The following is a 12,237-nucleotide window of genomic DNA, read 5'->3' on the forward strand; positions in this document are numbered from 1 at the left end:
CACAAGGACCGCCACATCCCGATTGTGGCCGAACGGGTTGCATTGAGATCGCATGCCCTGCACTCTGCCATTATGTTTTCGATTGAGCATGAATTCGACTCGACAGTCATTACTCTGGTGGACGAAGGCCCCAAGCCTTTGCACGAGGATGTCGTCATCAACAGCTTCGCCGAATGTGTGACGCTTGAACAATTGGACCCGCGCACGGATCAGATCCAAAAGATCACCCTGTCCCCAGAACAGGTTCGTGATCTGGCCGCGGCATTGGACTTGCCGGAAGGCGTGTACCAGATCCGGGAAACACCGGGTCAGGGCACATAGACGAATACCTTTTCCCGCGATGTCTGGCCACGCTTTAAGGTTAGCGTGGATGGCGCCACACCCATGGCTGCAGCAAGTATGATGCGAACGGCCTCGTTTGCCTTTCCGTTTTCCGGCGGCGCGGTGACATTGATGCGAATAGCTCCGTTCCGTAAGTTGATTCCATCTATCGCCGCCTTCGGTGTGACTTTGACCTGAATCGCGTCGCCCGGCACGGCGCGCGTTTTCAGATCCGGCACATTGCGCAACTTTGGCTTGGCCATCTTACCCCTCTTTTTCCCAAACACACTTGCACGAATGTCCAGGGAGTGAAATTGATCCCCTGCATCCAGCCGCTTGCTCTTGAAACCCGCCAGATGTTCAACCACATACACAACCGCCCATGTAAAGGAAGTTAACATATGTCCTTGAAAAAACCGGCCGCCCTTGAGTTTCTGAAAACGCGCCGGTCCCGCCCCGCGAAAACGCTGGTAGACCCTGCGCCAACGCGGGAACAGTTGCTGCCCCTTCTGACAACCGCCGCGCGCAGCCCGGATCATGGCAAGCTGGAACCCTGGCGCTTTATCGTGCTGGAAAAAGGCGCGATGCCCCGTTTGGCCAGGTTGACTGAGGAGTGTGGTGCTGCATTGGGAAAGTCGGCGGAAGACATCGCCAAAGCCCGCAGTCAGTTCGACATGGGCCATCTGGCTGTCGCCGTGATCGAAGTGCAAAAACCGTCTGAAAAGGTACCTGGAATCGAGCAGACCTATTCTGCCGGAGCAGTTTGCCTTGCCCTTCTGAACGCCGCACTTGCCGCGGGTTGGGGCGCCAACTGGTTGTCGGGCTGGCAGACACATGACCGGGATTTCTGCCGCCATGCGTTCGGGCTGAAAGATAATGAACGTGTCGCCGGCTTGATCCATATTGCGACCGAGGGTTCAGCGCCTCCGGAACGCCCGCGCCCCGATGTGGCAGCGCTTACCGAATGGGCCTCGGAATGATGATACTGAATGCCTTTTTCGCTGCGCTGGGCCAGATCGGAGATCCAAAGTTCCGGGCTGTCCTGCTACGTGGCGTCGGGCTGACGATCGTGCTTCTGGTCGCTGCCTGCGCGGCGGCAATCTGGCTGATCAACAGGCTGTCGGGTGATGAGATATCCCTGCCCTTTGTCGGCGCGGTTCCCTGGCTGAACGACGTCCTTAATTACTCCGGCATCTTTGTTGTTCTGATTCTACCGGTGTTCCTAATGGTTCCGGTAGCATCCGCTATTACGTCGATGTTTCTTGAAGAGGTCGCGCAGGCCGTTGAGGACAAGCACTACCCCTCTTTGCCCGCTGTACCCGGTATTCCATTCAGCGAAAGCGTGCGCGATGGGCTTAGCTTCATGGGCGTTCTGGTCGTTGCCAACCTGTTCGCCCTGATCCTGTATGCGATCTTTACGCCTCTCGCCCCGTTCATCTTCTGGGGCTTGAACGGCTTCCTGCTGGGGCGCGAGTACTTCACACTTGCAGCGATGCGGCGCGTTGGCCGCGAAGGCGCGCGAAAACTGCGTGCCAAACATACCGCGACTATCTGGCTGGCGGGAACGTTGATGGCAATACCGCTGTCGGTTCCGCTGGTGAACCTCGTGATCCCGATCATAGGGGCCGCCACGTTCACGCATATTTACCACAAACTGTCAGGCTCAATGGCCTGACAGTTAACCTCGCGGCTCCAACTGGTTCAACCAATCGAAGTCGCGCACTGAAATCAAACCTGAAATGATGATCCCCGCGATAATGGCCCAGAGCACCACCGAGATACCGGTGGTGATCCACATCTTTTTCTTCATGTGATGCACTTCCGGCGCGCCCGAATGAGTGCCGGGTACGATGTCCCCCAGATCACCCTGCGTCTTGATGCGGATCGGCAGCACCACAAGCAGGGTCATGAACCAGATCACGGCAAACAGGACCGCAGCAGCAGTAATCGTCATTTCATCCCCTCCGGGGTTTGGTTAAACCTGTTCTAGCTCGACCAGGCAGCCGTTAAAGTCCTTGGGATGCAGGAACAGTACAGGCTTGCCGTGGGCACCGATCTTGGGCTCGCCCGAACCCAGCACGCGCGCGCCAGTTTCCTTCAGGTGATCACGTGCGGCGATGATATCCTCGACTTCGTAGCAGACATGGTGGATGCCGCCTGCGGGGTTCTTTTCCAGAAACCCGTTGATCGGGCTGTCATCGCCCAGCGGATAGAGCAGTTCGATCTTGGTGTTGGGCAGTTCGATGAACACCACGGTCACGCCATGATCGGGTTCGTCCTGCGGGGCACCGACTTTGGCGCCCAGCGCGCTGCGGTATTGCTCGGACGCGGCCTCAAGATCAGGAACGGCAATGGCGACGTGGTTCAGACGACCAATCATGGAACTCTCCTCTGTTCTGCGTTGCAGCGGTTATGGGGGCTGTTCGGGCAAAGGACAAGTGCGCCAAATTGCCGTTAACGCCGTGTTAGCCAGAAGTTCCTAGCGTGAGGCATTTGCTGATTAGGAGTTCTGCCATGGACGATTCGAGCCCCTTCGCCTCCCCCGCGCAGCCGACCGCCACGCGGCCCCTGCTGGGACAAACCATTCTGGTTGTGGAAGACAGTCGCTATGTCTGCGACGCCATCCGGTTGATGTGCCTGCACAGCGGCGCGCGCATCAGACGTGCGGATTGCCTGCAGTCGGCGCGGCGGCACCTGCAGATTTATCGCCCCTCGGTCATCCTTGTGGACATGGGACTGCCTGATGGGTCCGGCGCTGACCTCATTGCTGAGTTGTCCGAAGCCACACTCCGTATCGGGGCCATTCTTGGCATGTCCGGGGATGACCATACGGAACGAACTGCGCTCAGGGCCGGTGCGGACGGCTTTCTGGTCAAACCGCTCAAGTCGTTGGCGTATTTCCAGACATCCATTCTCGAACGCTTGCCCGAAGATCGCCGCCCCAGCAGCCTGCACGCCGTCCGGAACGAAATCATTCGGCCCGACCCAATGGCCTATCAGGACGACATGGCGCACATCGCCGATGTTCTGGCCGGACCAAATGACCAGCGCACACTGGACTACGCGGCGCAATTCCTACGAGGCGTCGCACGAGATGCCGAGGATACGGTTCTGGCCGAAGCTGCGCAAAGGCTCGCCGAGTCCCGCGCCGGGGGCACGCCTGTGACCGCCGTGGCGGCTCAGGTCGCCGGTATCGTACAGAACCGTCTGGAACAGCGCGAGGCGATCTGAGATGGTGACTGCATATTTTGTAACCGCCACGATCCTATGTTTGTGGGTCTACTGGCAAACTCGCGCAACGGCGAGGAATATTCGCACCAGTCGAAAGTCATTGGAAGACCTGTTCAAGTAGGCAACGCTTTCGCGGACTTGGCGCGCATTCAGGTAGGTCGTGGAAATCACCGCGCAGGACGGCTGGCGGACCACCAACCAATTGAAAAACCCGCTGCAGATATTGCAGCGGGTTTTCTTATGCTCAATCCTGAGGGATAATTCTCAGACCCAGTTCCATCAACTGATCCGAGGTCGGATCAGATGGCGCGTCCATCATCAGATCCTCGGCACGCTGGTTCATCGGGAACATCATGACCTCGCGGATATTCGCCTCATCGGCCAGCAGCATCACGATACGGTCGATCCCCGCAGCACAACCACCGTGCGGCGGCGCGCCGTAGTGGAACGCGTTGAAGAGAGCGCCAAAGCGGCTTTTCACTTCATCTTCGCCGTAACCGGCCAGTTCGAAGGCCTTCAGCATGATCTCGGGTTTGTGGTTCCGGATCGCGCCCGAGACCAGCTCATACCCGTTGCAGGCCAGATCGTACTGATAGCCGCGCACGTCCAGCGGATTGCCGTTCAGAGCCTCCATACCACCTTGCGGCATCGAGAATGGGTTATGCTCAAAGTCGATCGCGCCTGTTTCTTCGTCCTGCTCATAGATCGGGAAATCCACGATCCAGGCAAAGGCAAAGCGGTCTTTCTCGGTCAGGTTCAGTTCCTCACCGATCACATCGCGCGCCTTGCCGGCGACCTTTTCAAAGGCTTTCGGCTTGCCACCCAGGAAGAATGCCGCATCACCGACGCCCAGACCCAGCTGCTGACGGATCGCCTCGGTGCGCTCGGGGCCGATGTTCTTGGCCAGCGGACCCGCGGCCTCCATGCCTTCGCCCTGATCACGCCAGAAGATGTAACCCATACCGGGCAGACCTTCCTTCTGAGCAAAGGCGTTCATGCGGTCGCAGAACTTACGGCTACCGCCGGTCGGTGCAGGGATGGCGCGAATTTCGGTACCTTCCTGCTCCAACAGCTTCGCGAAAATCGCGAAGCCAGATCCCCGGAAATGCTCGGAGACAACTTGCATTTTAATAGGGTTGCGCAGGTCGGGCTTGTCGGTGCCGTACCACAGAGCCGAGTCCTTGTAGGAGATCTGCGGCCACTCCTGATCGACCTTGCGGCCACCGCCGAATTCTTCGAAGACACCTGTCAGCACGGGTTGGATGGTGTCGAACACGTCCTGCTGTTCCACAAACGACATCTCGAGGTCGAGCTGGTAGAAATCGGTGGGCGAGCGGTCGGCACGCGGGTCTTCGTCACGGAAGCACGGCGCGATCTGGAAATATTTGTCGAAGCCCGACACCATGATCAGCTGTTTGAACTGCTGCGGGGCCTGAGGCAGAGCGTAGAACTTGCCCGGATGCAGGCGCGACGGCACCAGGAAGTCACGCGCGCCTTCCGGCGACGATGCGGTGATGATCGGCGTCTGGTACTCGCGGAAGCCCTGATCCCACATGCGTTTTCGCATCGAGGCGACAACGTCCGAGCGCAGGGTCATATTCTGCTGCATCGCCTCACGGCGCAGGTCCAGGTAGCGATAGCGCAGACGGGTTTCTTCAGGGTATTCCTGATCGCCGAAGACCATCAGAGGCAACTCGTCAGCGGCACCCAGCACTTCCAATTCGCGCACGTAAACTTCGATCTCGCCGGTGGGCAGCTTCGGGTTCACCAACTCGGGGTCGCGCGCTTTGACGGTGCCGTCGATGCGGATACACCATTCGGAGCGGACTTTCTCCAACTCAGCAAATGCCGCGCTATCGCCGTCGCACAGAACCTGAGTGACGCCGAAATGGTCGCGCAGGTCGATGAACAGGACGCCACCGTGATCTCGTACGCGATGCACCCAACCGGACAGGCGGACGGTTTCACCAACATTGGCGGCGGTCAGTGCGGCGCAGGTGTGGCTGCGATAGGCGTGCATGGATCATATCCCTTCGGGCGCAGAATTCGTCGCGCCGATACACCCTGTCAGGCTTGGAAAGTCAAGGCAGGTCGCGCCGTCAAAACGGCCTTTGAACGTTGCCTGAATAGAAATAGATGCCCAGACCGGCGGCAAAGATGATGTTCCCGGCGATCGCGTGCAGCAGGACCGCATAGAAAAACGACCCGCGCTTGCGGTAGGCCCAGGTGAACAGCAACCCGCCGCCAAAGGTCATGATGGCGACGATCCAACTCCAGTACATGAGGTGAGCCATCGAAAACAGGGACGCGTTCAATAGGTAGGCCGCCCGTCCGTTCGGCAGGATCGCATGATAGCGGCGGAAGAACAGCGACCGAAACAGCAGCTCTTGCGGCAGAGCTGACAATAGCGGGTAGCCAATCCATATCACGGCCAGAAATTCCGGCCTGTAGAGAAGCATGCGAAATGCAGCATCCGGTCGCATCGTCATGACGACCAATGTGCAAAACGCGGTCATGGCAACACTGAAGATGGCGAGTTCGCGCCACGACCAGTTAAGCCAGTTGTATCGCAACTCGGCCCAGGCAAAGCCGGGCGTGAAATGCAGCAGGAGGATACCGATGGCCGTGAAGGTGAACAGCGACGGAAACATCCAGTTGGGGGGGAAGAAGACGGCGATCAGCACCGGCGCAACGATGAAGAACAACCCGAACTCCAACCTCAGCCGCTGGTTATGCGTCGTGGTGTCCGCCCAATCGCTTTGTTTGCTCACAATACCGCCAACTCCGCCCGGATCAGGCCACGCAAGGAATTCCCGACATAGAGTTTTTCCGCGTTTTGCAGATCGGTCAAGGACAAGACGGATTCGGTAACCTGTTTATTATCAAGCAATTCTTCTCGCAGGATCCCCGGGAGCAAACCGCAGGTGAGCTTTGGGGTCAGACGGCTTCCGTCCGTCATGTGCACGAACAGGTTGGTGATTGTTCCTTCGCATAGTTCATCGCGCTCATTTAGAAACAGAAGCTCGTCTATGCCTTTGGGTAGTGATGCGCGGGCTGTATCATATATTACGCGTTTAGTTGTCTTGTGCCTCAGCCAAACATCTGCCGTCGACAGCCGCGTTTCAGCCACAACCAAACGCCAGACCGGAGGGTTATCAGCCAAAGGACCGGTTGTTACATCAATTTGACCATCGCCCGCCAATGTAAGACGACACCTGAGAGGTGATTGGCCAGTCACCCCTTCAAGCTTGGCTATCGCTTGCGCCGCGTCGAACGGCATATCAAAAGCTGCAGCCGATCGTGCCATACGCGCGAGATGCCGTTCCCCGCGAACAAAACCCTCCCCCGGCCGAAAGGCCAGAGTTTCTATCAGGCGGAAGTCAGGGTCAGCTGGTGGGCAAAGCGGGCTTTCCATAACGCTTCCTCGTATTCCGAAGGGGCTGTGCTGTCCCACACAACGCCCCCACCGACGTTCAGGGTGGCTGCGCCTTCTTCGACCATCAGCGTTCGGATCGCCACATTGAACTCCGATCGCCCGTCAGGCGCTGCCCAACCGATAGCGCCGCAATAAACATCGCGCGGCCAGGGCTCCAGATCCGCCAGAATTTCCATCGCCCGGATCTTGGGCGCGCCGGTGATCGAACCGCAGGGGAACAACGCCGTCAGAATGTCTGACAACTCTGCCCCCATATGCAACTGCGCCTGCACCAGTGAGATCATCTGATGCACCGTGGCATAGGTTTCGACCTTGAACAGCTCGGGCACCTTGACCGATCCGGGCAGCGCGACGCGGCTGATATCGTTGCGCAGCAGATCAACGATCATCAGGTTCTCGGCCCTGTTCTTTTCGTCGGTCGACAGGAACGCACGGCGGCGGGCATCCTCTGCCATGTCATCGCTGCGAGGTTGCGTGCCTTTCATCGGACGTGTCTCAATGCGCCGATCCGCATCGGTGCGAAAGAAAAGCTCGGGCGACCGGCTTAGCAGATCCGGCAAATCTTCCTGCTGAACAAGCGCGCCGTGACCCACAGGCTGTCCCTGCGCAAGCGCAGCGTAGAGCGCGGCACTGTTCCCTTCCACGGTCATATCTATCGGAAAGGTCAGGTTGGCCTGATAAATGTCCCCTGCCTCGATGGCGTCATGCACATGCCGAAAGGCGCGCGTGTACCTCGCTTCGTCCCAGCGCGGTTCAAAAAGGGTAACACCACCGGCTACGGCGGGAAGCTCGCGTTGCGCAGGGTGGTCATAAACCCCAAAGCACAACAAAGGCAGTCTGCGTCCGGTTGGCATTCGGTCGGAAAGACGAGGTTCAAGGGCATAGCCCAACTCATAACTGGCATAGCCCGCCAGCCACGCACCGTCAGCGCGCACCTCATCCAGCGCCGCCATCGCCTGGGGCACGTCCTCCGCATTGTCGGCGCGGATCACCTTGACTGGCCGGTCAAAACTGGTTCCTGGCCCGGCCGGCCCCTGATCGAAACGAATACGCACGTGCATCCTCATTTGCCGTGCAGCGCGATATAGAGGATACGGCGGCAAGGGGAAGAGGGGAAAGCGGCAATTTCGTCCTCGTTTCCGATACCTCTTGAACCTTTTCGCGCGGTCCCTATAACGCAGGACAATTTGGGCGCTTGGGGTGCGCCCTGACTCGCGGACAATCGAAGGAACCAGGCCATGCCGAGAAGAACCGACATCCAGTCGATCATGATCATCGGGGCGGGCCCCATTGTTATCGGTCAGGCTTGCGAGTTCGACTATTCCGGCGCTCAGGCCTGCAAGGCGCTGCGGGAAGAAGGATACCGGGTCATACTGGTGAACTCAAACCCTGCAACCATCATGACCGACCCCGGGCTGGCAGACGCGACTTACATCGAACCGATCACGCCCGAAGTTGTCGCCAAGATCATCGAGAAAGAACGCCCTGACGCCCTGTTGCCCACAATGGGCGGCCAGACCGGTCTGAACACCTCGCTGGCGCTGGAAGAGATGGGTGTGCTGGACAAGTTCAATGTCGAAATGATTGGTGCCAAGCGCGACGCCATCGAAATGGCCGAAGACCGCGCCCTGTTCCGCGAGGCGATGGATCGCTTGGGTATCGAAAACCCCAAGGCCGAAATCGTGACTGCGCCCAAGGACGGCACCGGCAAAAAAGACTTGGACGCGGGCGTGGCGCTGGCGCTGGAGACACTTGAAACAGTTGGTCTGCCAGCCATTATCCGTCCTGCCTTCACACTGGGCGGCACTGGCGGCGGCGTGGCGTACAACCGCGAAGATTATATACATATTTGCCGCTCGGGCATGGATGCCTCGCCCGTGGGTCAGATCCTGATCGATGAAAGCCTGCTTGGTTGGAAAGAATACGAGATGGAGGTGGTGCGCGACACCGCTGACAACGCCATTATCGTGTGTTCGATCGAGAATATTGACCCGATGGGCGTGCATACGGGTGACTCGATCACTGTTGCCCCTGCCCTGACTCTCACTGACAAAGAATACCAGATCATGCGCAATCACTCGATTGCCGTGCTGCGCGAAATTGGTGTCGAAACTGGCGGTTCGAACGTGCAGTGGGCGATCAACCCGGTTGATGGCCGGATGGTCGTGATCGAGATGAACCCGCGCGTGTCACGGTCTTCGGCGCTGGCCTCAAAAGCGACCGGTTTCCCGATTGCCAAGATCGCGGCCAAGCTTGCCGTGGGCTACACACTGGACGAGTTGGACAACGACATCACCAAGGTCACACCGGCCTCGTTCGAACCGACCATCGATTACGTTGTCACCAAGATCCCGAAATTCGCTTTCGAAAAGTTCCCCGGCTCGGAACCCTACCTGACCACCGCGATGAAATCGGTGGGTGAGGCCATGTCGATCGGCCGCACGATCCACGAATCAATGCAAAAGGCACTGGCCTCGATGGAATCGGGCCTGACCGGATTTGATGAGGTCGAAATCCCCGGCCTGAATGTCGGCCTCTGGGACGAAGCCGACGACAAGGCTGCAGTGATCAAGGCAATCAGTCAACAAACGCCTGACCGTCTGCGCACCATAGCGCAAGCCATGCGCCACGGTCTGACCGATGACGAGATATTTGGCGTCACCAAGTTCGACCCGTGGTTCCTGGCCCGCATCCGCGAGATCATCGACGCGGAACGTCAGGTCCGCAAAGACGGCCTGCCCGTCACCGAGGAAGGCATCCGCAAACTGAAGATGCTGGGCTTCACTGACGCGCGTCTGGGCAACCTGACTGGCCGCGACGAGGATAACGTACGCCGCGCCCGTCGAAACCTTGGCGTCACCGCGGTGTTCAAACGCATCGATACCTGCGCGGCCGAGTTCGAGGCGCAGACTCCCTACATGTACTCGACCTATGAGGCCCCTATGATGGGTGAGGTTGAGTGCGAGGCACGCCCGTCTGACCGTAAAAAGGTTGTCATCCTTGGCGGCGGCCCGAACCGGATCGGTCAAGGCATCGAGTTCGATTATTGCTGCTGTCATGCCTGCTTCGCGCTGACCGAAGCGGGTTATGAAACCATCATGATCAACTGCAACCCCGAGACCGTGTCGACCGACTATGACACCTCGGACCGCCTGTATTTCGAGCCGCTGACCTTCGAACACGTCATGGAAATCCTGACGAAGGAACAGGAAAACGGCACGCTGCACGGCGTCATCGTTCAATTCGGCGGCCAGACCCCGCTGAAACTTGCAAACGCGCTGGAAGAAGAAGGTATTCCGATCCTCGGCACCACGCCGGACGCGATCGATTTGGCCGAAGACCGTGAACGCTTCCAGGCGCTGGTTAACGAGTTGGGCCTGAAACAGCCGAAGAACGGCATCGCTTCGACCGATGAGCAGGCGCTGGAAATTGCCGAAGAGATCGGCTTCCCGCTGGTGATCCGCCCCTCCTACGTTCTGGGTGGTCGCGCAATGGAAATTGTCCGCGACATGGATCAGCTCCGGCGCTACATCAACGAGGCCGTGGTGGTTTCCGGTGACAGCCCCGTTCTACTGGACAGCTATCTGGCTGGCGCGGTAGAGCTGGACGTGGATGCGCTGTGCGACGGCACTGACGTACACGTTGCGGGCATCATGCAGCACATCGAAGAGGCCGGTGTTCACTCGGGCGACTCTGCCTGTTCGCTGCCGCCCTATTCGCTTTCGAAAGAGATCATCGAGCAGATCAAGGATCAGGCGTTCAAACTGGCCAAGGCGCTGAACGTCGTGGGTCTGATGAACGTCCAGTTCGCGATCAAGGATGATGAGATCTACCTGATCGAGGTGAACCCGCGCGCCTCGCGTACCGTGCCGTTTGTCGCGAAAGCCACCGACAGTGCGATTGCATCGATCGCCGCGCGCGTCATGGCCGGTGAGAAACTCTCGAATTTCCCGCAGCGCCCAGCCTACAAAGAAGGTCAGGACACCAAGATCGCCGACCAGATGACTCTGGCCGACCCGGATATGCCGTGGTTCTCGGTGAAAGAGGCCGTGCTGCCATTCGCCCGTTTTCCCGGCGTCGATACGATCCTCGGCCCCGAGATGCGTTCTACAGGCGAAGTCATGGGCTGGGACCGCGACTTCCCGCGCGCCTTTCTGAAGGCGCAAATGGGCGCAGGTATGGTTCTGCCTTCGTCGGGCCGTGCCTTCATCTCGATCAAGGACGCCGACAAAGGTTCGGCCATGCTCGAGGCCGCGAAGGTTCTGACCGAGCAGGGCTTCTCGCTTGTCGCGACACGTGGCACGCAAAGCTGGCTTGAGGAACAGGGCGTTACCTGTGAGGTCGTCAACAAGGTCTATGAGGGCCGTCCGGACGTGGTCGACATGTTGAAAGACGGTCAGGTACAGCTGCTGATGAACACCACCGAAGGTGCGCAGGCGGTCGAGGACAGCAAGGCCATCCGGTCCATCGCTCTGTACGACAAGATCCCCTACTACACGACTGCCGCTGCAAGCCATGCCGCTGCTTTGGCGATCAAGGCGCAGGCCGAAGGAGATGTCGAGGTGAAATCGCTGCAGGGCTGATCGGCCTGAACTTGCTTGCAGACCTGAACGTTTCGCGCGCCCGTTGACCTTATGTCTTCGGGCGCGCATCTTTTCTGCAAACGAGCAGAAGGAAAGAACAAATGCGTAGATTTATGGTATTGGCCGCCCTGATGACGCTTGCAGCGTGTGATGTCCCTTTGATCCCATTGATCTGAGACAGACTTTCTAACCGTTTTCGCTTTGCCTCGCCGCTGAATAGGCACATGGTTCTGCCCCAAGCCAAGCGGAGGAACCGTGCGCCTTTACACCACCTATGGAACCAACGACCTGCCACGGGCCATTCGGTTTTACGACGCGATATTCTCTGTTCTGGAACAGCCGCGCCTTCCGGGATGGACCAAGAACCGCGCAGGCTGGGGCACCGATCCGGACGCTGGAACAGGGTTTTGGGTCTGCACGCCTTTTGACGGCCAGCCCGCCAATGTGGGCAACGGGACGATGATCGCGTTCCCTGTCCAAAGCGCCGCCAAAGTCAGGCAGTTTCACACCGCAGGACTGAAACATGGTGGTACGGATGCGGGCGCGCCGGGAACAAGGGACTATTACGCACCTGATTTCTATGTCACTTATCTGCGCGACCCCGACGGGAACAAGCTTTCGTGTTTTTTCTATCATTATGACCCGGTAAAGAATTCGGGTGACTAA

Annotated in this window: 13 protein-coding genes; 6 read left to right on the top strand and 7 right to left on the bottom strand. The window is 58.7% G+C overall.

Features of this window, described 5'->3' with window-relative positions; translation table 11 throughout:
- The first annotated feature begins 72 nt into the window (after positions 1 to 72).
- Complete coding sequence (locus ACR0AA_RS04590; RefSeq protein WP_480662292.1) at positions 73 to 321, top strand: hypothetical protein; 249 nt, start codon at positions 73 to 75, stop codon at positions 319 to 321.
- Here the strand turns inward: ACR0AA_RS04590 and ACR0AA_RS04595 are convergent.
- Complete coding sequence (locus ACR0AA_RS04595) at positions 309 to 584, bottom strand: DUF167 domain-containing protein (protein ID WP_480662290.1); 276 nt, start codon at positions 582 to 584, stop codon at positions 309 to 311. The genes ACR0AA_RS04590 and ACR0AA_RS04595 overlap by 13 nt on opposite strands.
- Positions 585 to 722: 138 nt before the next feature.
- Here ACR0AA_RS04595 and ACR0AA_RS04600 point away from each other — a divergent pair, with 138 nt between their 5' ends.
- A complete protein-coding gene (locus ACR0AA_RS04600; RefSeq protein ID WP_480755531.1) occupies positions 723 to 1,301 on the top strand; it encodes a nitroreductase family protein in 579 nt (192 codons plus the stop codon).
- A complete protein-coding gene (locus ACR0AA_RS04605; RefSeq protein ID WP_480662872.1) occupies positions 1,301 to 1,996 on the top strand; it encodes an EI24 domain-containing protein in 696 nt (231 codons plus the stop codon). The genes ACR0AA_RS04600 and ACR0AA_RS04605 overlap by 1 nt, the downstream gene beginning before the upstream one ends.
- Before the next feature lie 3 nt (positions 1,997 to 1,999).
- Here ACR0AA_RS04605 and ACR0AA_RS04610 read toward each other — a convergent pair whose 3' ends face one another.
- Both ACR0AA_RS04610 and mce read right to left on the bottom strand, forming a co-directional pair.
- Positions 2,000 to 2,275 carry a DUF1467 family protein gene (locus ACR0AA_RS04610; RefSeq protein ID WP_480662286.1) on the bottom strand — a complete coding sequence of 92 codons (276 nt, stop codon included), beginning with the start codon at positions 2,273 to 2,275 and terminating at the stop codon, positions 2,000 to 2,002.
- 21 nt (positions 2,276 to 2,296) lie between these two features.
- Positions 2,297 to 2,701 carry a methylmalonyl-CoA epimerase gene (gene mce, locus ACR0AA_RS04615; protein WP_170490274.1) on the bottom strand — a complete coding sequence of 135 codons (405 nt, stop codon included), beginning with the start codon at positions 2,699 to 2,701 and terminating at the stop codon, positions 2,297 to 2,299.
- Between the two features lie 134 nt (positions 2,702 to 2,835).
- Between mce and ACR0AA_RS04620 the strand changes: the two genes are divergently transcribed.
- Positions 2,836 to 3,552 (top strand): response regulator, encoded by a 717-nt coding sequence (locus ACR0AA_RS04620; RefSeq protein ID WP_480755532.1) that lies wholly within the window; start codon positions 2,836 to 2,838, stop codon positions 3,550 to 3,552.
- A gap of 244 nt (positions 3,553 to 3,796) precedes the next feature.
- Here the strand turns inward: ACR0AA_RS04620 and aspS are convergent, their stop codons facing one another.
- From aspS to ACR0AA_RS04640, 4 genes are all read right to left on the bottom strand, one after another.
- Positions 3,797 to 5,572: an aspartate--tRNA ligase gene (gene aspS, locus ACR0AA_RS04625; RefSeq protein WP_480755533.1), complete on the bottom strand. Its 1,776-nt coding sequence runs from the start codon at positions 5,570 to 5,572 to the stop codon at positions 3,797 to 3,799.
- Positions 5,573 to 5,651: 79 nt separating this feature from the next.
- The gene (locus ACR0AA_RS04630; protein ID WP_480755534.1) at positions 5,652 to 6,323 is read right to left on the bottom strand and encodes a CPBP family intramembrane glutamic endopeptidase; all 672 of its coding nucleotides are present in this window, start codon (positions 6,321 to 6,323) and stop codon (positions 5,652 to 5,654) included.
- A complete protein-coding gene (locus tag ACR0AA_RS04635) occupies positions 6,320 to 6,967 on the bottom strand; it encodes an aminotransferase class IV family protein (RefSeq protein ID WP_480755535.1) in 648 nt (215 codons plus the stop codon). The genes ACR0AA_RS04630 and ACR0AA_RS04635 overlap by 4 nt, the downstream gene beginning before the upstream one ends.
- Complete coding sequence (locus tag ACR0AA_RS04640; protein ID WP_480662276.1) at positions 6,922 to 8,049, bottom strand: aminodeoxychorismate synthase component I; 1,128 nt, start codon at positions 8,047 to 8,049, stop codon at positions 6,922 to 6,924. The genes ACR0AA_RS04635 and ACR0AA_RS04640 overlap by 46 nt, the downstream gene beginning before the upstream one ends.
- A 177-nt stretch (positions 8,050 to 8,226) precedes the next feature.
- Between ACR0AA_RS04640 and carB the strand changes: the two genes are divergently transcribed.
- Positions 8,227 to 11,571, top strand: a complete 3,345-nt coding sequence (gene carB, locus ACR0AA_RS04645) for a carbamoyl-phosphate synthase large subunit (RefSeq protein ID WP_480662274.1) — start codon at positions 8,227 to 8,229, stop codon at positions 11,569 to 11,571.
- Between the two features lie 255 nt (positions 11,572 to 11,826).
- A complete protein-coding gene (locus tag ACR0AA_RS04650) occupies positions 11,827 to 12,237 on the top strand; it encodes a VOC family protein (RefSeq protein WP_480662272.1) in 411 nt (136 codons plus the stop codon).

The sequence above is a fragment of the Ruegeria sp. CE8 genome, from assembly GCF_056537465.1.